18 protein-coding genes are annotated in these 20,553 nt (G+C 41.9%); 10 read left to right on the plus strand and 8 right to left on the minus strand.

Annotated elements, in window-relative coordinates; translation table 11 throughout:
- Positions 1-595 precede the first annotated feature (595 nt).
- The 5 genes from AABW11_RS13840 (at position 596) to AABW11_RS13860 (ending at position 4,784) form a co-directional block, all read left to right on the plus strand.
- On the plus strand, positions 596-766 hold the full coding sequence (locus tag AABW11_RS13840; RefSeq protein ID WP_340105710.1) for a hypothetical protein: 171 nt from the start codon (positions 596-598) through the stop codon (positions 764-766).
- Between the two features lie 458 nt (positions 767-1,224).
- Positions 1,225-2,730: a GNAT family N-acetyltransferase gene (locus AABW11_RS13845; RefSeq protein ID WP_340105711.1), complete on the plus strand. Its 1,506-nt coding sequence runs from the start codon at positions 1,225-1,227 to the stop codon at positions 2,728-2,730.
- Positions 2,690-2,986 (plus strand): hypothetical protein, encoded by a 297-nt coding sequence (locus tag AABW11_RS13850; RefSeq protein WP_340105712.1) that lies wholly within the window; start codon positions 2,690-2,692, stop codon positions 2,984-2,986. The genes AABW11_RS13845 and AABW11_RS13850 overlap by 41 nt, the downstream gene beginning before the upstream one ends.
- Before the next feature lie 12 nt (positions 2,987-2,998).
- Positions 2,999-3,613, plus strand: a complete 615-nt coding sequence (locus AABW11_RS13855) for a flavin reductase (RefSeq protein ID WP_340105713.1) — start codon at positions 2,999-3,001, stop codon at positions 3,611-3,613.
- Positions 3,614-3,659: 46 nt separating this feature from the next.
- The gene (locus AABW11_RS13860) at positions 3,660-4,784 is read left to right on the plus strand and encodes a M20 family metallopeptidase (protein WP_340105714.1); all 1,125 of its coding nucleotides are present in this window, start codon (positions 3,660-3,662) and stop codon (positions 4,782-4,784) included.
- A gap of 181 nt (positions 4,785-4,965) precedes the next feature.
- Here the strand turns inward: AABW11_RS13860 and AABW11_RS13865 are convergent, their stop codons facing one another.
- The 7 genes from AABW11_RS13865 to AABW11_RS13895 all read right to left on the minus strand — a co-directional run bounded on the left by AABW11_RS13865 (position 4,966) and on the right by AABW11_RS13895 (position 13,745).
- Positions 4,966-5,790 (minus strand): glycoside hydrolase family 11 protein, encoded by an 825-nt coding sequence (locus tag AABW11_RS13865; RefSeq protein ID WP_340105715.1) that lies wholly within the window; start codon positions 5,788-5,790, stop codon positions 4,966-4,968.
- Between the two features lie 248 nt (positions 5,791-6,038).
- Positions 6,039-6,257, minus strand: coding sequence for a hypothetical protein (locus AABW11_RS13870; RefSeq protein WP_445263778.1), 219 nt, complete (start codon positions 6,255-6,257; stop codon positions 6,039-6,041).
- Positions 6,258-6,310: 53 nt separating this feature from the next.
- Positions 6,311-6,595, minus strand: a complete 285-nt coding sequence (locus tag AABW11_RS13875; protein ID WP_340105741.1) for a DUF6364 family protein — start codon at positions 6,593-6,595, stop codon at positions 6,311-6,313.
- 420 nt (positions 6,596-7,015) lie between these two features.
- Positions 7,016-10,486: a methylmalonyl-CoA mutase family protein gene (locus tag AABW11_RS13880; protein ID WP_340105717.1), complete on the minus strand. Its 3,471-nt coding sequence runs from the start codon at positions 10,484-10,486 to the stop codon at positions 7,016-7,018.
- 105 nt (positions 10,487-10,591) lie between these two features.
- Entirely contained in the window at positions 10,592-11,461 is an 870-nt protein-coding gene (locus AABW11_RS13885; protein ID WP_340105718.1) for a mechanosensitive ion channel family protein, read from the minus strand.
- A gap of 29 nt (positions 11,462-11,490) precedes the next feature.
- The gene (locus AABW11_RS13890) at positions 11,491-13,167 is read right to left on the minus strand and encodes an Ig-like domain-containing protein (RefSeq protein WP_340105719.1); all 1,677 of its coding nucleotides are present in this window, start codon (positions 13,165-13,167) and stop codon (positions 11,491-11,493) included.
- A 71-nt stretch (positions 13,168-13,238) separates the two neighbouring features.
- Positions 13,239-13,745, minus strand: coding sequence for a metallophosphoesterase family protein (locus tag AABW11_RS13895; RefSeq protein WP_340105720.1), 507 nt, complete (start codon positions 13,743-13,745; stop codon positions 13,239-13,241).
- 96 nt (positions 13,746-13,841) lie between these two features.
- Here AABW11_RS13895 and AABW11_RS13900 point away from each other — a divergent pair, with 96 nt between their 5' ends.
- The 3 genes from AABW11_RS13900 to AABW11_RS13910 all read left to right on the plus strand — a co-directional run bounded on the left by AABW11_RS13900 (position 13,842) and on the right by AABW11_RS13910 (position 17,074).
- Positions 13,842-14,870: a glycosyltransferase family 2 protein gene (locus AABW11_RS13900; RefSeq protein ID WP_340105721.1), complete on the plus strand. Its 1,029-nt coding sequence runs from the start codon at positions 13,842-13,844 to the stop codon at positions 14,868-14,870.
- A gap of 94 nt (positions 14,871-14,964) precedes the next feature.
- Entirely contained in the window at positions 14,965-16,143 is a 1,179-nt protein-coding gene (locus tag AABW11_RS13905) for a lycopene cyclase family protein (RefSeq protein ID WP_340105722.1), read from the plus strand.
- A 4-nt stretch (positions 16,144-16,147) separates the two neighbouring features.
- Positions 16,148-17,074: a Brp/Blh family beta-carotene 15,15'-dioxygenase gene (locus AABW11_RS13910; protein ID WP_340105723.1), complete on the plus strand. Its 927-nt coding sequence runs from the start codon at positions 16,148-16,150 to the stop codon at positions 17,072-17,074.
- An 18-nt stretch (positions 17,075-17,092) separates the two neighbouring features.
- Here AABW11_RS13910 and AABW11_RS13915 read toward each other — a convergent pair whose 3' ends face one another.
- The gene (locus AABW11_RS13915) at positions 17,093-18,103 is read right to left on the minus strand and encodes a phytoene/squalene synthase family protein (protein ID WP_340105724.1); all 1,011 of its coding nucleotides are present in this window, start codon (positions 18,101-18,103) and stop codon (positions 17,093-17,095) included.
- Between the two features lie 164 nt (positions 18,104-18,267).
- Here AABW11_RS13915 and AABW11_RS13920 point away from each other — a divergent pair, with 164 nt between their 5' ends.
- Complete coding sequence (locus tag AABW11_RS13920; RefSeq protein ID WP_340105725.1) at positions 18,268-19,287, plus strand: LacI family DNA-binding transcriptional regulator; 1,020 nt, start codon at positions 18,268-18,270, stop codon at positions 19,285-19,287.
- A complete protein-coding gene (locus AABW11_RS13925) occupies positions 19,284-20,246 on the plus strand; it encodes a phosphoribosylaminoimidazolesuccinocarboxamide synthase (protein WP_340105726.1) in 963 nt (320 codons plus the stop codon). The genes AABW11_RS13920 and AABW11_RS13925 overlap by 4 nt, the downstream gene beginning before the upstream one ends.
- Positions 20,247-20,553 lie beyond the last annotated feature (307 nt).

Here is a 20,553-nt window from a genome sequence, read left to right on the forward strand (position 1 = left end):
TCTCAATATAGTGCAATTCATTTGTCGTTTAATGCCTCGATACATCATTAAATAAATTACATTCGATTTTTCTTCAGAATATTGATTTTAGTACCATTACAAGTAAATAAGATACGTATGCAATGTAATAGTTTTGGATAAATGGATTAGATTTCAGGATGAATCATACCTAATGAATTCAGTGGTAACGGCACTAGTGGTTGAATGTATCATAATTACTCATGGTCGTAACAAGTGTTTACCCAAAGAAAGCATTCGTCCAAGGGTAATGTCTGCTGCGATAGTTCATGAAATTTACCACTGAAGGTGGCTGAGACAGTCATTGGAGTCAGATTCAGGAACCTCGACTATTTCCTCTTTTTCTTTGTCGTTGATTATTCATTTCTCATGCACGGAAAGTGATTTATGGATGCTTGTAGAGTTTTTTACAGAGAGATAGTTTATCTAAGAGCTTTGCTGGACTACAGTTTTAAAAAAAAGCTTTCAACCCTTGTTTGAACATTATTTTATTTGTGCAGAATGTTTCCTGTGAAATCAAAAATTTTTAATGGTAGATTAAACATATACCAACAACTATAATATAAACGGAGAGTTTATGAAGGTAGTAGGAATCACGATCTTGTTAGCAGGAATAATTTTCACGATATACACCTTTTTCGATGTTCCGGAGATATCCACTCCTACAAAGTGGCTGGAGCCATGGATCGGAGTTCTGGTCATCATAACCGGTGCGCTCACCATTTTTCAAACAAGAAAGCAACAGTAATGACCGAAAGTATCTGGGCGATGGAAACTGAAATTAAATAAAAGACACCAATAGCAGTCCAGAGAATAAGAATTAAAGAGCATCCATCTGGGCTTGATTGAAGAGTGCACCCTGTTTTTCAGCTAATAATCTAAGAACTGAAGCGTAATCTTTTCTTAAAAGCTTCTGACTTCCATATTGTGGTCTAATAGCTGTTTTCCAAGAAATAGGAGAATCCCTACAGAGAAAGTCACCAGATGATTGTATTTTTAATTACAAATTGACAAGTTGGAATAACATGAGTCGCATTTCCTTCCTTTAGAATTCTTGATTTAGGACTTAGCTGAGAAGGAATACCTTGCCAAACAGGTCATAGATTTTGATATAGACATTTACTTAAATACATCATTGCAGGCATTACTTAACAACATTTACAGTTCTTTCTCAAGAAATCTCTAAATGACTGATTTAAACCGGCTATGGATGCACAATTTCAAATATCAACTGATGAAAAAGTCATCAACCCTGTTTGCGATTTTACACAAAGCTGGGGAGTAAATTGCGGATTAACGACGGGAGATGCTCTTCGATTTTCTGTGGCATTAAGTGAACTTGTAACAGACATTATTCTTTTTGCCTTTCCGGATGACAGCAATCAAAATTTTGAAATTAAGTTTTTTCACACTTTTTCCCATGTGGAAATTGTTATATCGGAATTGGGTGAGCCCTTTGATCCCGACCGTCATACCTACGATGCACAGAATGCTCTTACCGAAGGTAATTTTGACGGTGCGGGATTTCTTCTAATAAAAACATTCAGCGATGAATTCTCATTTATAAACAAAGGAAAAAAGGGAAAGGAATTCAGGCTGGTTAAGAATATAGAGGTTCACGATATAGACAAACTATTGGAACTGTCTGCAGAGCAGCGTGAGACAAAACCGGACTCTGAGGGTGATCAGGAATCTACTATAAAACTTGAGGAGTTTACGGTTAGTCGCATCAAGCCGGAAGATGCAGAAGATATCTCCAAACTAATCTACCGCACGTATGGATATTCCTATAATGTTGAAGACCTGTATCTGCCAAAAAAAGTTGAAGAATCAGTTTTGGCTAAAGATAAACTGGGAGTAATTGCCAGAAAAATCGACGGAGAAGCCATCGGTTACTTTGCCGTCATTCCCAAAGATAATTCACGGATTGCAGAGGTTGGAGAAGCGGTTGTGTCCCCAAAATATCGAAAGAACGGAGTGATGAGTTCAATGATGGAACAGCTTATTGAGATAGCAGAATCCAAAAATTTATCGATGCTTTTTGGTGAGGCCGTCACCGTACACCCTGTCAGTCAGAAAGTGAATAACAAATTTGGGTATAAAACAGCAGCCCTGCAGCTTGCATCGTCGGTTAATGTAAAGTACAAAGGTTTTGACGAAGACTATTCACAGCCGATTTCAATGGCGATGGATTTTCTCCCCATCCTTCCATCCCATGATAAAAAACCAGTTTACCTTCCGGACAAATACAGCGATATCATTCTTGCGACATATGATGAGCTTGGAATAAATGTCGATCCTCAGAAAGTGACCGAATATCATCTGGCTGAAACATCTGATATTGACCTGAAAATAAACTACTCCAGCTACTCTTCACTTATTATCGTAGAGAATTACGGTAATGATTTTATCAGCGAACTCTCTGAACTGGTAGACGGGCTGGAAGAGAATTCACCTGAAACAATACTACTCGATCTACCCCTTGAAAACAGTGCTACTCCTGAACAGCTCCATAATATATCAGAGCTGAATTTTATCTATTCAGGTTTGTTACCGCATTATCATTATGATGCAGATTTCTTGAGGGTGCAGAAAGTCTACTCTGATATCGACTTTAATCTTATAGAGATTTATTCTGATTTTGGAAAGAAAATAAAAACATTTGTTGCTGATGAATACAATAACAACCCGGAAAGAAGCCAAAAATCTTGATATTACCGTACGCGGCGACTTTAATCTTCGCACAAAAAAAATGATTCTGAGTCGTCTCACACCGGCCATCCATACACTGAAGATTAATCTTGCATATTGTGAACGAATGGACAGCGAAGGGGTTATTTTTATGCATCGATGGCTGCTAAAGGGAAACAACTTGAGAATAGTAAAACCACCCGTCATATTCTTCGAAATACTTGAAATTTTAGGTCTTGACGGTTCCTGGAATTTAGATGAAATCATCGCTAATTAATCAATCACTCTTATGACTGACCCACACTCTTCATCCATGATCGAAATCACAGATGACGCTAACTTATGGACGCGTTTTTTTATGGTTCACGCATTAATCGTTATTGGCAGCCGGGAGAAGGACGGAAGTTACAACCTGGCACCCAAGCATATGGCTATGCCAATGGGGTTTGGTCCATATTTAGGCTTTATGGGTACCCCGCGAAAAATGACGTACCGTAATATTGAACGGGAAGGTGCTTTTACAGTCAGCTTTCCCCAGCCCGATCAGCTTGTAGAAACAAGCATAGCTGCTTCGCCGCGTGATAATGATGACAAAAAACCCATTATTGATGCTATACCAACGGTTGATGCCAAAAAAATAGATGGGCTGTTTATGGAAAATTCTTACCTGCAGCTGGAATGCAGTCTCCATGAAATCATAGGGAAATTTGGAGAATGGGAGATGATAGTTGGTGAAATTATCGCTGCCTACGTTCATGAGGATGCCCTGAGGCTTGAGGGCGATGATAAAAATGATGACAAGCTTATAAACGAATCTCCTCTATTAGCCTACCTGCACCCCAACCGGTTTGCCACAATCGAAAAAAGTCACCAGTTTCCGTTGCCAAAAAATTTCAAACGATAATTAACCGGGTATGACAGAATTGGGACGAGAAATTCACAGCTTTTTTATGGACACAAAAGAAGAATTTGTGAACTTGCTTCAATTGCTCGTTGAGCAGGAAACTCCCTCCGACAGACCTTCTGACTTTACAGAAATAATGGACATCATCAGCAGGCATTTTGAAAGTCTTGATTTTGAGGTTCATCATAAAGAGGGTAAGCAAACTGCTGGTCAACTCATTTGCAGGCCCCAAAACTTTGATTCTCAAGCTCCGGTACAACTTATACTTGGACATATAGATACTGTTTGGAACAGAGGATCACTGCAGGAAATGCCTTTCACTGTTGATGGAAACACTGTGAGTGGTCCGGGTGTGTTTGATATGAAAGCCGGAATAGCCATGATGATTTTCGCATTGAAAGCCATCAGATCTCTGGGAAAAGATTTAGACGTTCAGCCTGTTTTTTTAATTACCACCGATGAAGAAATAGGAAGTAAAGAATCTAAAGATATTATTTTAAAACAGGCAAAGCTGGCAGAACGAACATTTGTTCTTGAACCCTCACTTGGTATTGATGGAAAAATAAAGACAGAACGTAAAGGAATTGGCCAGTTTGAGATTGCTATTAAGGGACAGCCTTCACATGCGGGACTCGATCCCGAAAAGGGCGTTAGTGCAATCATTGGACTATCAAATATCGTTCAGCAGCTTGTAGCACTTAATGAACCTGAAAAAGGAATAAGTATAAATGTTGGAACAATTGAAGGCGGGGAACGGGCCAATGTTGTAGCCGCAAAAAGCAAAGCCGTGGTTGATGTAAGGGTACCAACCAAAGAAGATGGCGAGGCTATTAAGAAAAGTATTTATAATATAGATTCCGGTCTTGAGGGAATTGAAATCTCTGTTTCAGGTGATATAGGCCGACCACCTCTCGAAAAAAATGAAGCGAATGAAAAGCTATGGCAGCTAACAAAATCTTTAGGGGAGGATTTAGACCTGGACCTTCAGGAAGGTAAATCCGGCGGGGGCTCTGACGGTAATTTTACCAACCTTTATTCTCCCACTATCGATGGCCTGGGTGCTGTGGGTGAGGGAGCGCACGCCTATCATGAAAAAATATTTCTGGAAGAAACACTAAAACGAGCTGAACTTTTAACGCTTTTGCTATCGCATCCGTCCGTAAAAAGTTAGAATAAATCAGTCGTTGTCCATAAATATGATATCAATTTCTTAAGATTTTCGTTTTAGTCTGCTTCCGGGTTTGAAAAGTTCTGAATGCACTTTATATGAATTTACTCTTTCAGTTTAACGACATCAACGTGAAATTTAATCCATCGTTTTTTGCATTCTCTTATATCTTATCCACCTGATCTTATTGCGCCTTTGCATCCCAAACCTGTCCCGATGCGGTCCCATCTTGACCCGGGTTGAATACCTCAACCGCCATGACCTGATATGTGGGGTCATCACTTGCATTCAGGTTGTTCATGTCCGGAATAATCCAGCCGGACTCTGCCCAGGCCTGAACATGATCAGTAAATATAATTTCATGATCCTCCTCAAGTGGCTGTTGCTGAGCAGGCTTACTCCAGTATTGATAGAAGGTGGATGGTCCATTTATAGAAGGCTTATTTTCTCGAACTGAACGGTAGGTGGAATATTCGATTCCATTACTCATGAAGGTCGTCCCATACTCACCATTCTGGCTGGGATCATACGTCCATCGTTGCAAGACGTAATATTCAACCAAATGTGCAGGATCTGATTCAGGCATGGTTTCGTCGTAGCCCCATCCATATAAGGTTATATAGCTTGCACCACTTTCTTCGTCGAAGCGATAACCAATCACTCTGTCCTCATCACCGTAATGCCAACCCGGGCCACCTACATAATTGTAACCGCCACCTTCCCAGCTAACACCAAAGCTGCCATCTGTGTCTAGTTGTAACGAAGCAGAGCCACCATCTTTCCAATGCGTGAAGAAAAAATCACCCACGTGCCCGGTAGCATGATTTTGTGTAATCAACGTGGCATCTGTAAATTTCTGAGTGTATGCATCAAACTTGTCTAAATTACTAATTGCCGAGCTTTCCGAAACATCTTCGTTGTTTTCCGGGACTTTCTGTTCCGTTGAACAACTTACGATACCACAGATAGCCAGTAATAGTATTGTTTTTATACAGAAATATTTTTTCATATTGCTAATTTCCATTCGGTTCATGACTTTCTAAATACCTAAGTAGTTTGCTTTTTTTTTGCTTGACTAACTTGCTGAAAGATTTCGGATATTCAAAACTTAAGCTCATACAATTTCGTTGACAGAGAGCCCAGTTACAGTTAAAACCACCTTAACTTTTCTATCAGCTTTTTGTCTATATATTGCTGAATCGAATATCCATTAACCCGGATCATTTACTAATAAGTATATAATGAGGGTTAAGTTATTTATTGGATTGCATCTTCAAAATCTGGCCATTTTATTTGGAGAGCTTGATCGATAACTCCTCTTGACACATTCGCAATATCAACGGTTCTTCGAAGCCCTTTAATTGCCAAATAAACATTTTCTTGAGATGCTGTTTGACTAAGAATGTAAAAAATAGCGTCAAAACTATGTGCCGCTACTAAACCATCCATGATACCTTTTTCAGAATAATCTAAAATTTTCTATGCCTGAATATCAAAAAGCTTTTTTTTGAATTGCATCAATGCAGAAGTTAGTAACAATTAAAATTCATAGAGGAGTCATATTTCTCACTAAGCGCCTCCATTTTAAACTTCTTATAGTCATAATCATCTAATTTCTCCGATTCAGGAATCAAATTCATGAGTTTGTAAACTGCACTTCCCGGTTCTGGCGTAATCTCTTCTGAATCTTCTTCCCGGACAATTGCTTGCTCAACCAAACGCGATACACTGATTCCCCGCTTTTTCGCAATCCGTTTGGCCCGATCTTTAAAGCTTTCTTCGATGGTAAGATTAAGTGTTTTTGCTAATAACAGAAGATTGAATTAAATACGCATTTGTAGTTTATCGTTTGCGCATTAAAAACGGAAAGGTGAAGTGCCTTTATTAATTACGCGGCATGCTTTTTTGATGCCTTAATACGGTTTTATTGTGCGGATCCGAGACTGTCCAAAAAGAGTTTCATCCCGTACTTGATACGGGATTTCCAAGCGTTGATATAGACAGGAGATACCGGATCGGGGTCCGGTATGACTGTTTGATTGTATAGTTCTTTTTTGAACACTCTTTTTGGACAGCCTCGAATCTATTCGTATCAAGGTCACATTTCTGAAGGTTACCAGGTAGAGTTTAAGGTATTGCTTGAAACAGATGACATATGTAGAGAGATTTATAGGCCTATAAATACCATATCGGCTCATTCCAATAACAAATATCAAATACACCAATCAACAAAATTACATATTCCTTCGATACTGCCCGCCTACTTCGTACAGCGCATGTGAAATCTGGCCAAGTGAGGCGACTTTTACCGTCTCCATCAGCTCTTCGAAGAGGTTGCCGTCTTCCCGGGCTACAGTTTTTAGACGCTTTAGGGCCTCACCGGTTTTATCAGAGTTGATTTTCTGGAACCGTTCTAGGTTTTCAATCTGCTGCTTTTTCTCTTCTTCGGTAGAACGGATCAGTTCTATCTCTTTCTCATCTTCTTCAGATTCCTTATCGCTCAAAAATGTGTTCACGCCAATGATTGGCAATTCCCCGCTGTGCTTCTTCGACTCATAATGGAGGCTCTCTTCCTGAATCTTGCCGCGCTGGTACATACTTTCCATTGCTCCAAGCACACCACCGCGGTCAGTCAATCTGTCGAACTCAGTCAGGATTGCCTCTTCTACGAGGTCTGTCAGATCTTCGATAATAAATGATCCCTGAAGCGGATTCTCATTCTTGGTCATCCCCATCTCCTTGTTGATAATCATCTGGATGGCCAATGCACGGCGGACTGACTCCTCCGTCGGTGTGGTGATCGCCTCGTCGTAAGCATTGGTATGAAGTGAATTGCAATTATCATATACCGCCATTAATGCCTGGAGCGTGGTGCGGATATCGTTAAACTGGATCTCTTGCGCATGCAGTGATCGACCGCTGGTTTGAATGTGGTACTTTAGCTTCTGAGACCGTTCATTTGCACTGTATTTATGCTTCATTGCAATTGCCCAGATGCGGCGGGCCACCCGGCCGATCACCGCGTATTCCGGATCGAGACCGTTGCTAAAGAAAAACGAAAGGTTATGGGCAAAATCATCGATATCAAGCCCACGGGAGAGGTAGTACTCTACGTAGGTGAAGCCATTTGACAGCGTGAAAGCCGCCTGGGTAATTGGGTTGGCGCCCGCTTCGGCAATGTGATAGCCTGAAATTGAAACCGAGTAGTAGTTTCGCACGGCGTTTTCTGTAAAGTAGCTCTGAACGTCACCCATCATCTTAAGGGCAAATTCGGTAGAGAAGATACATGTATTCTGCGCCTGGTCTTCTTTCAGAATATCGGCCTGTACCGTTCCCCGAACTACTCTAATGGCATCAGATTTGATCTTCTCGTAGGTTTCCCGATCCACAAGCTGATCACCGCTGATGCCAAGCGTTCCAAGGCCAAAACCGTTATTCGTTGCCGGCAGATCGAGTCCGTACTCCGGCTGAGGCAGGTTCTTCTTTTCAAAAATATCTTTAATTTTCTTCTTTGCATCATCCCACAATCCGTTTTCTTTCAGATAGCGCTCTACTTCCTGGTCAATTGCGGTGTTCATAAACATCGCCAGGGTCATAGGGGCAGGCCCATTAATTGTCATCGACACAGATGTGGTTGGTGCGGTCAGTTCAAAACCGGAATAAAGTTTTTTCATGTCGTCGAGTGTACATATACTCACGCCCGAGTTTCCAATCTTCCCGTAAATATCGGGACGATTATCGGGATCTTCACCATAGAGCGTTACCGAATCAAATGCCGTTGAGAGGCGTGCGGCCGGCATGCCTTCACTCACATAGTGAAATCGCTTGTTGGTTCGCTCAGGTGTTCCTTCACCGGCAAACATCCGGGTGGGATCTTCCCCTTCACGCTTAAACGGAAATACGCCGGCGGTAAACGGAAAGTAGCCGGGCAGATTTTCTTTGAGTGCAAACCGGAGTTTATCCCCGCTGTTTTTCGTCTTAGGCAGCGAGATACGCGGAACTTTCGTGCCGCTGAGCGACTCTCGATACAGATCGTTTTTGATCACTTTATCACGAATTTTCACTTCAAACTGATCCTGCTTGTACTGATTATACAGCTCATCCCAGCCATCAAGAATTCCCTTCGGAAGCGGATCGAGCCGCTCTATCCAGTGCTCCTTCATTTCACCCAGCTTCTCGCTGATCACCGGTTTCTCTTCGGGGTTCCAGTTTTCGAGCTGCTGAAGTGTTCCCTCTACCTGGTCGAGTTTCGATGCGACCTCAACCTGCTGTTCCGCCCATTCGTGATAGTTTTCAATCGTCTCGGTGATCTCTGAGAGATACCGCTGTCTTTTGCCGGGAATAATTGCCTGTGTATGCAAATCTTCTGCCGGTTCGGCATTCTGATATAGTTCTGTCTCCCAGCCGAGCGAATAGTGATCATTTATCTTATCAACCAGCGCTTTGAATAATCGATGGACGCCTTCGTCATTAAACTGAGCAGCAATGGTTGGATAAACCGGCATCTTTTTCGGATCAACGTGCCAGTCACCCCGGTTCCGCTGCATCTGTTTTCTGATATCACGGAGGGCGTCGAGTGATCCTTTCTTCTCAAATTTGTTCAGCACTACAATTTCAGCAAGATCCAGCATATTGATCTTTTCAAGCTGCGTGGCTGCTCCGTATTCGTGTGTCATCACATACACAGGAATATCTGTAATTTCTGTGATCTCCGTACCGCTTTGACCGATACCGCTTGTCTCCACAAGAATCAGGTCAAATCCAGCAGCCTGGTAAACCGCAATCGCACCCTTGATCGCTTCGCTGATCGACTTGTTTGACGCACGCGTGGCCATGCTCCGCATAAACACCCGCTCCGTATCGATACTATTCATCCTGATTCGATCTCCCAGCAACGCACCTCCCGTTCGAACTTTTGACGGATCGATGGAGATCACACCTATGCTTAGATCTTCAAATTCGCTTAGAAACCGGCGGATAAGCTCATCGGTCAGCGAGCTCTTCCCCGCCCCGCCTGTTCCGGTAATGCCGATAAGCGGAATAGAACCCGTTTTCGTGGTGTCCTGAATAGTTTTGTTACCTGACTTCAACACCTCTCCATCAAAGGTGAGTACGTCCCTGTTCGCATTCTCTAAAGCAGATATGGACCGGGCAATCATTACATGATGTTTGTCTGATATCTTTGATGGATCGGCTTTTTGAATCTCATTGGTATCAAAATCGCACTCCTCCATCATAAAGTTGATCATTCCCTGGAGGCCCATCTTGCTTCCATCTTCCACAGAAAAAATTCGGGTTACCCCATAATCATGCAGCTCCTCAATCTCTTTCGGCACAATCACGCCACCGCCGCCACCAAAAATCTTGATATGTTCGCCTCCGTGCTCCTTCAGCAGATCGACCATATATTTAAAATACTCTACGTGTCCGCCCTGGTAGGAGCTGATCGCAATCCCCTGGGCATCTTCCTGGATAGCACATCGCACAATTTCATTTACCGACCGGTTATGGCCAAGGTGGATTACCTCAGCGCCGGTCGCCTGCAGAATACGCCTCATGATATTTATACTGGCATCGTGTCCGTCAAACAAGCTGGCGGCCGTGACAAAGCGAACACTATGGGTCGGCTGATATTTTTGTTGCGGAACCTGGCCGTTTGTTTCGGCTTTCGTTGTTTGTTTGTCTTTGGTTGCTGCGTCAGACATGGCAAATATGATTCTTTAATAATTCGTTTGGAAGCGATTACACAATATACGGAATATCAGATGAAGACGTAAAGGGTTTAAGTCGTGAGACTCAGGACTCAGGACTCAGGACTCAGGTCTCCTTTTCCCCAAATAACTAATTGTTCGCTGAGGGAATGGAATGATAATGCCTTCCTTATCAAACCTTTTTTTGATTGATTCAAGAAGTTCACATTCCATTACGAAGGCATTTTGCGGATCAGAAGCCCAGGCCCAGGCGCGGATATTTACAGAAGATTCGCCAAGCACCGTAACCCGAACCATCACTCTTGGAACACCGCTCTCAATATCTTCTTCAGACCTGACATCGATATTCAGGGGATGATCTTGAACTTCTTCAGTCATTATTTGTTTGGCTTTATCAATATCTGAACCATAACTAATTCCAACATTAATAAACTTGCAGAGCTTATCATCCGTATAGTTTGAGTTGACCAGGATTTCATTACTGATAATAGAGTTTGGAATAATAATCCGCTGATTCTCAAAATTCCTGATAATGGTGTGCCGGAGGTTAATATCTTCCACAATTCCCCTCAACGTATCTTGTATCGTCAGCCTATCATTTATCCTATAGGGTTTGAAAATCACAATAAAAATGCCGCTGACAATATTTCCCAGAGCCTGCTGGGCAGCAAAACCTACAACAACTGCCAAAATACCTGCACTGGCCAACATCGATTGTGCCACATGTTTAAGTGATGGAATATTCCAGATTGCAAACCCGATTCCGGTAACATAAATCAGCGCCAGTAAGGCGTAATATAGGAAACGGTAATTGGTAGTGTCTTCCAGTTCTGTGTGAACGCGGGATTTTTCGAACCTTTTAAAAGCACGCCTCAATAAATACTGAGCTAAAAACATCACCAACAGAATTACAATAACTGTAATGGTCAGAGTTGCTTCGTCATATATTTTTGTCAGAATGTCGGTCATTTTATATCTGTATTAATCTATTTATAAACCTAATCTTCACGTGTAAGAGTATCAGCGGGAGCGCTCTCCGGAGGGCCAGCCTGTGTACCTGAAAACTCAACGTTCACCTCTGATGTAAACCCTTCTCGTACGGGAATGTCACGTCGTAAAAAATAGGGTTCAGGTGCCTGAAACGGAATTACAGTTCCGGGACTCCATGGAACTATATCATCCGTATTTCGATATATTTTTGCGGTATACTCAACGGGCGGGATGTCAGTAATTTCTATGAATCCCACATAAACTGTATCGATGCTGACTTTATTGTTCTCATCAGACAGCATTAAATGAGTCTGTGTTACCGTATCGTCATCCGCTGGAATAAAATCGATATTACCCAATTGATTTCGCTGCCAGATTTCAGGCTGAAATGTTCTTCTTTCCAATAAATCAGGATCCCAGACTCCAAATTGATACCTCACCCCCGCCTTCCATTCTCCGTCAGGCAAAATGCGTAACCTGTTTCTATCTACTTCAGTAAATTCGTACTCGACCATGGCATTCTCTCCCTCAAAAACGATCAGGGAGTCCAAGACAGCCGGATTTTCGATAAACTTGGAGTAAACAATCTCGAACGGTTCATCAGGATATAACCCTCCATCAGCATTATCAGAAATAATTCTCAACTGAGTGGTATCAGATACAGCCGATCCGGGAAACAGATCAATATCGGTTCGCAAAGAATTACCCGCCTCATCAGTAAACCCGGTTTGCCTGAGATCAAATAATTGCGATTCTTCCAGGGGATCAACTGCCTGTGAATATAAAATATTTGGATCTGACAGGTCTTTATACAGCGGGTATGCGGTGGTGTAATTATCTCCAAGTGAATCCAGTATGGCCAGTTCCGCGTCTTCACTCCAGGTAACCTCTTCAGACAGCCTTAGCCGAAGGCGTACATCAGAGAGAAGCCCTACGCCATCAAGCCTTGGCGAGACCGTGTCGGGGCGCTGAATATAAATAGTTCCGATATTGGTTACCTTGCTCTGTAGTACATCAACAGTTTCACTATGAAAAGGCTGAGCGCGTTCTCTTTCCGGATTCCATCGCCTGTCCCTGTTTAAATCATCCACCCAAATGGCGCTATACGTGCCTTCACGGAGATATGAAAAATTGATTTGACCACTTGTATCAGATTGCGCCACATAATTTGCCTGAGCTGTAAAATCGACAGGGGTCCGAAAAAGAAAGACTCTCTCTCCGGCTTCTACAGAACTCAGGTCTGCATCCCTGAGGCGACCCGTAATTTGACCGTCATCAATGACAGGCCCCGTTGAGAAAGCCAGATCAAATGATGACCCCATGGTGTTATTCCGGGTATCTGAAACGTCAGACCCAAGTTTTACGAGTATAGTTGTATTTTCTGGCAGTTCATTGGCAAATTCAACGATGGCCGTTTTGCGGCTGAAATCAACCTCATACTGAATACCTATATTGGGTTCGATGGTAACATTGTCGCGAACAGAATTACGATCGGGAAATTCGGAAAACTCAAATCGAACCTCATCACCTGTAAAATTCGTTGCCCCCACTTCTGGATAGGTGTTAATAATTTCAGGCGGTGTTCTGTCCGGCGGTCCGCCCGTTGGTGCAACAGGGGTGGCACAGCTTCCAAGCCAAAGACAAAAAAAGCTAAAGGATAGTAAAACAGTACGTGATGCGTTCAAATCAAGGGTTATGAAGTGATAAATCTGGGTCAAATATACTGAAGATTTTAGCTATATCTTAAAACATTCAGCTACACTGTTTCCCTCACTTTGCCCATATTGATCACTTCCATATTTTTGATTTCACCCGAAAGAATATCAAATCTTACTGCTGTTCTATAGATATGAAACCCGTGCTTTCCCGCGGCACCCGGGTTAACAAACAACATTTTACCGTTTGATTGATCTCTGCCAATTTTGAGTATATGCGAATGACCGCAAATAAATATATCCGGTGGATTATTTTCAATCTCTTCGCGTATGGGAATACAGTAACGGCCGGGAATGCCGCCAATATGTGTCATCCAAACATCAACTCCGTCCCTGGTGAACCGCTGATGGAGTGGGTACTCCTTTCGAATGTCTTCACCGTCTATATTACCATAAACGCCGATAACTGGGGCTATCTTTCGCAGAGATTCGGCAATTTTTATTGAACCAAAATCTCCTGCGTGCCAAATTTCATCACATTCACTGAAGTAATCTGAAAAATCCGGATCAAGGTAGTTATGAGTATCCGATAATAGCCCTATCTTCATATGGTAGAAACTTCTTTTTTTTATGATTATATGAAACCCTTCAGACGGGTGCAATCGTAATTGCCTAAAATTATAACGACCTAATACTCCTGTTTAATGCAGCATTTTTTCAGCATTATTATCGTTACGTGGAACGGACTAGACCACCTAAAAACATTTCTTCCCTCAGTATTAGACACCACGTACGATAAATTTGAAGTCATTATCGCTGATAACGCCTCCACCGACGGCACAAAAGAGTGGATAAACGAATATGCGCCTGAATGCCGGATCGTTATATTTGACCGCAATTACGGTTACTGCGGTGGCAACAACCGGGCCGTAGAATTTGCTAAAGGTGATATTCTTCTATTCCTTAATAACGACGTGCATGTTGCGCCTGACTGGCTGGATCATTTAAATAGGTCATTTCAGCAATCTGAAACCGGTGTTGTTCAGCCAAAACTTCGAAGCCACCATCAGCCCGATTATTTTGAGTATGCCGGGGCTGCCGGTGGGATGATAGACTGGCTTGGTTATCCCTTTTGTCGGGGACGGCTGTTTGAGACTGTTGAAAAAGATACCGGCCAATATAACGATGAGTCCAAAATATTTTGGGCAAGCGGGGCTGCACTGGCTATCCGAAAAGAGATTTTTAACAATCTTGGCGGTTTTAATGAGGATTTCGAGTTTCATATGGAAGAGATAGATTTGTGCTGGCGGGTGTGGCACAGCGGTCTGCAGGTTTGTTATCAGCCGAAAAGCGTCGTGTATCATTATGGGGGTGGATCGCTGCCAATGGAATCTCCCCGAAAAGTGTACTACAACTATCGGAACAGCCTGTTGATGCTTACTATAAATCTTGAGAGCCATCGGTGGTTAAAAGTCTTTTTAAGACTATGTCTTGATGGAGTGGCGGGTGTTCGTTCATTGCTTCAGTTCAGACCGGCGGAAACCTGGGCTATTATAAAAGCACACTTTGGGTTTTATAAGAGGCTGCCATCTGCAATTCGACGGCGTGCTCAACTCAAAAAAGTATTTAGGCGGACACCGGATATGTCTCCACCGGTATACGACAAACTGATTATCGTTGAACGATTTCTGAGGAGAAAAAGATACTATTCCGACCTTGACAACATAGATTAGAATCGACTACTCTATTTTTTGTAAATGGAATTTTATTCTCTGCAGAACCTGTTACGAGCTCAGCGCAATTCATTAACAAGCTTCGGGTTTCTTTATGTCAGAAAGTACATCTTACGATTACATTATTGCCGGTGCCGGTGCCGCGGGATTAAGCCTGGTCTGGAACATGATGAAATCCGACCTTCTTAATGAAAAAAAAATATTACTGATCGATCAGTCTCTCAATCCCTCAAATGACAAGACGTGGTGTTTTTGGGATGATTCTAATATTCCCGACAGTGACCTTATTCATCACTCCTGGAAAACACTTGAAGTAAGGGCGTTTGGCAATTTATACAGCGAAAAACTCAGTCACTATAGCTACCATTGTTTAAGAAGCTACGATTATACCAAGACCATACTTGAGAAAGCCGAAAAAAATTCAGCCGTCACTCTACTTGAAACATCAATTGAGGATTTTTCAGAAATTGGTGACCATGGCATTGTTCACACAAGTAATGGAGATTTTTCAGCAGACTGGATTTTTCAAAGTGCCATTCGTCCCAAAAGTTTTTACCACCAGAAAGTGGATGTAAGTCTGAAACAACATTTTTTAGGCGCAGAAATTGAAACTACAAAACCGGCGTTTGACCCTGAAAAAGTGATGCTGATGGATTTTGATACGTCTCAAAAACATGGTGTGACGTTTTTCTACATCCTGCCCTATTCTGAAAATAAAGCCCTTGTTGAATACACTTTTTTTACTGACCAGATTCTATCAGAGGATGAATACCAGGCTGGCATTGAGGCTCATCTTTCTGAGCGGTATTCACTCCAGCCAGATGATTATAAAGTGGCAAGGACAGAAACAGGCGCTATTCCCATGGAAGACAGACGGTATCCCGCCTGGTACAATTCAAGAGTAATGAATACAGGAACCGTGGGGGGACTCACCAAACCATCTACCGGGTATACATTTACGCGAATTCAAAGCCACTGTCATAAAATTGTTTCTGCACTTGAGAAGAATGAAATTCCACCTGTATCTAATAAATCACCGCTGCGGTTTCGTATTTACGACATAATGTTGTTATACCTGCTGGAAACAGAACCGGAAGTTTGCAAGAAAATTTTTCACGACCTGTTTAAGCGCAACAGTTTTGATACCATCCTGAAGTTTCTTGAAGAAGATACACACCTGGGGCAGGAGCTGTCCATTTTTGCATCCTTGCCCTACATTCCATTTTTCAAGGCTATCTACAAAATGAAGCACAGAATTATTACAGGAGCATAAGAATATGCGGCATTCTGATCGTCTTTTGAATCTGATAACCTGCATCACTGCCTTTCTGTTCATCATGGGGTCGCTCTGGTTTCCGGTGGCAATTGATTCAGCTGCTTTGTGGATAGTTATATTATCCGTTGGCATTATTGGTATTCCCCATGGTGCCATTGACCATATTATGGCGGCTGAACTTTATGATCTGAATCAAACTCTAAAAGATCACCTGCTTTTTTATGCAAGCTATCTGCTTATAATGATTGTTGTAGGAGCACTCTGGATTCTGTTTCCAGAGGCCGGAATGGCTCTTTTCCTGATTATTTCAGTTTACCACTTTGGTCAGGCAGATATGGAAGATTTTCTGGACCGGAGGGAACCACTCAGCCGAGTTTTTTATATCAATCGGGGGCTATTGATTATTGGTCTGATTATTTTTTCTGATCCCCTTACAACCTATCCCATAATGGCTGATGCCATGCAAATTGATACAGTTATTTTTTCTGAACTGATGCCTTCAGCCAACTCTTCCCTTCTTGTAATTATGGGTATCTACTTTTTTATATCGGTATGGGCACTCGTTTTGGGCCGCATCAAAAATGCCGTTAAATTTGTGGTAGACAGTTTTCTGCTAATACTTTTTTTGCTGATCACAGGACCTCTCATTGGATTTGCCATATATTTTGCTCTTTGGCATTCGGCCGGTCACATTAAAGAGATGCGGGAATTTTTTGAAATGCGGGGGAAGTCTTTGTCCGTTAGCCGTTTCTACAAAAAGGCAATTCCTTTCACAATTATTTCTATAGTCGGGCTAGCCATGCTGCTGCTTATCAATGTGCAGTTTAATTTAGAAAATCAGTTTCTCTCTCTGATGTTTATTCTTATAAGTGTCTTAACGCTGCCACACATGCTTATCGTCGAAAAAATGTACGATGAAAAAGCGTGATTATTTCCTGAATTTAAATCAATTCTGCATTTTCAGGTTATAGACAACTTTTGGAAGGATTGAAAGCTTTTCGGCAGAATTCAGATAGGCACGCTGATCAAACACATTGTATTGGTTCTCTTCAATTTTATCGAGTATTCGGCTGTAATTTTCTCTTGCCAGCAGGACCGGAAGCCTGCTATCCTGGTCCAGCATTGAAATACCTTTATCCGCTTCAGAATAGTACCGGCGGGCTCTTTCAATCTGGAAACTCATGAACTCACGAAACTCAGTCGTGTTTTCCATATTTAGTAATGACTGATGCCGTATGCCGTAATTTTGAAGTTCATCAGCTGGCAGATAAATACGATCTCTGCGAAGATCTTCGCCCACATCACGCAGAATGTTAGTCAGCTGCATGGCAATGCCAAGATCTACGGCATAATCAAGGGCTTTTTTATCTGTATAACCGAACACCTCGCTCGTCATCAACCCAACAACAGATGCCACTTTATAGGAATAGTCGTACAATTCATTAAATGTATTGTAGCGGGTTTTTTGAAGATCCATCTTCACGCCTTCAAGAAGGAGAAGCGGAAGCTCAAGGGAAATATCGTATCGTTTAAGTGTATCGGAAAATGCAACAAGAATAGGGTCATTTTGCATAACCCCCCTGTAACTATCAATAAGATTGGTTTTAAATGAATCAAGACGCTCGTAAATCTCAAGATGACTGATTTCATTATTGTCAATGAGGTCCTCAGCTTCATCCACCAAATCGTCCAAATAACGGCAGAGCCCATAAATAGCAAAAATACTGCGTTGTTTATGATTTGGTAAAAATCGCGTTGCCATGTAAAACGTCTTGGCATGAGTTCGTGTAATCGACCTGCAATGCGAATATGCCGATTGGAGTATATCATTATCCAATTCAGTAATAACACCTTTATGAAAATTGGTTTTTTCATAAATGGGCCTGAACAATGACATTGGTAGACGTAATAGATTATTCATTTTACGTGAGTGGCTAACTGATTGGGGGCTTTGCATTCAAATTTCTACATTTAGAATGTTTTGAAATAACTCTTTCGTTCCAGAATTAGCAATTAAAGTATTTATCTTGTAATAATTTCATTATTTTTGTCAAACTAATGAACTAACTATCTGATTTACGTTATCATCGTAATCAATTCTCCTTAAGATCCTTCAGCTACATGTCACGTCAAAAAAAAATAACTATATATCAGGTTGCACAGCAGGCAGGTGTAGCCATTTCCACAGTTTCTCGTGTACTTAATAACTCTCCCAACGTTTCGCAAGCCACTAAGGATAAAGTTAATGAAGCTATCAAAAATCTAAACTTTCGTCCTCAGGTTAGTGCGCGTAACCTTGCCAGCCGCAAGCCACAGATGCTGGCTATTGCCGTCCCCTCGTTCACTACTCCTTATTACACAGAAGTTCTGAAGGGAGTAAAAGATGAAATTGATGATTTGGACCTGGACATTGTTATCTACAATACCGGATCAAAAAATCCAGAAGAAGGTGTCGAAAACTTTTTTAACCGGGGTACTGCAGACACCATTATTACAATTAGTATAGATATCACCGATACAGTACACGAACAGCTTCAGTCCTCAGAAATTCCTATCGTATTGATTGGCAGCTCGCATCCCATGTACAACTACTTTGAGCTTAACAACAGAAAGGGTGGCTTCATGGCGGGTGAACACGTTGTAAAGCAAGGATTTAAGTCTATGGGTATGATTCTTCCCGCCCTAAAGACAAAGGCATCTTTTCTGCGCCATCAGGGCTTTGTTGATGCTCTTCGGGAGTTCAAAATGCCGGTTGAGGATAAATTTTTTATACGTGGTGAGAGTACAAAACACGCCGGATTTACAGAAGAAGCGGGGTTTGAGGCTATTTACGAATTTGATAAAATGGGCGAGTTTCCTGAAGTAATTTTTTGTGCAAACGACACTCTTGCCATTGGTGCTTACCACGCAATCAGTAAACTTGGATTGAGCATTCCCGATGATATCGCCCTTATGGGTTACGACAATATCAAATTCACTAAATACCTCGATCTCACAACAGTTGACCAAAAGATGTATAGTGTTGGTGTTGAGGCAACAAAGCGGCTGGCACAGATTATCCGGAGTGATGACAGCCATAAAGTTCAGAAAACGATTGATCCCGTTTTAATCCCACGAGGTTCAACCAAGCGTAATTCATGATTTCAGAGAACGAAAAGCAACACCATCTTGACAACTGCATTTATAAAACAAGTTGCAAAGGATTTGATGAACCCTATCAAGGAAAAGTCCGCGATGTTTATGCACTGAATGAAAAAATGTTGGGGATTGTGGTCACCGACAGGATCAGTGCCTTCGATCATGTGATGAAAGAAGCAATTCCATTTAAGGGGCAGATACTCAATCTTCTATCCAAATTTCAGTTCAATGCTGTATCGGATATTCTGCCCAACCACGTGATTGATGTACCCCATCAAAACGTAATGATTGCAAAAAAGTGTGACCCCATACCTGTGGAGGTTGTCATCAGGGGATATTTGACAGGCCACGCCTGGCGGGAATATAAAGCAGGAAAACGCTCGCTTTGCGGGGCAAGCTTACCCGCCGGGATGAAAGAGCACCAGGAATTTCCGGAGCCGATCATCACTCCTGCCACTAAAGCAAAAGAGGGTCATGATGAAGACATATCTCCGCAGGAGATTATTAAAAAAGGGATAGTAGATGAATCTCTTTGGAAGGACATAGAATCGAAGGCATTTACACTTTTTGAACGGGGAACTGAAATAGCCAATAAGCAGGGATTGCTTCTTGTGGATACGAAATATGAGTTTGGCTTGTATAACGATGAGCTAACACTTATCGATGAGGTGCATACCACGGATTCGTCACGTTACTTTTATAAAGAAGGATATGAGGGGCGTCTTGAAGCCGGAGAATCTCAGAAACAACTCTCAAAAGAATTTCTCAGGGAATGGCTTATGGAGAAAGGATTTAAGGGTGACGAAGGACAAACTCCACCAACTCTGCCCGATTCCTTTCGCTGGAGCGTTTATAAGCGATACAAAGAGCTGTATGAGGTTTTAACGGGTCAGCAATTTCATCCTGTAAGTACTGTTGACTTTAATGATGAATTATCGCACATTTTTAGTAGATATAAATAAAAAATCCCTCCCGGTCAAAGGAAGGATCTTACTGTGTTCTCAAATACATTTTTTAGAGTTTCCGATCCATCAATCGGAACATCTTACTATTCATGATATTTTTCATGATCCACGAAATAAATGGGTTTGTTTAACCTAATTTGAAAAAACCCCTCCCGATCAAGGGAGAGATCTTACTGTGTTCTCAAATGCACTTTCTCAAGTGCAGTTATCCGATCCATCAATCGGATATTCTTCCAATACTATTCCTGTTAAAAAATCTTGTCGGCAGGAATTCGGACAAACCTTATTGTTGAAGCCTTTCAAC

It is taken from the genome of Rhodohalobacter sp. 8-1 (assembly GCF_038150125.1).
GTDB lineage: Bacteria > Bacteroidota > Rhodothermia > Balneolales > Balneolaceae > SW132.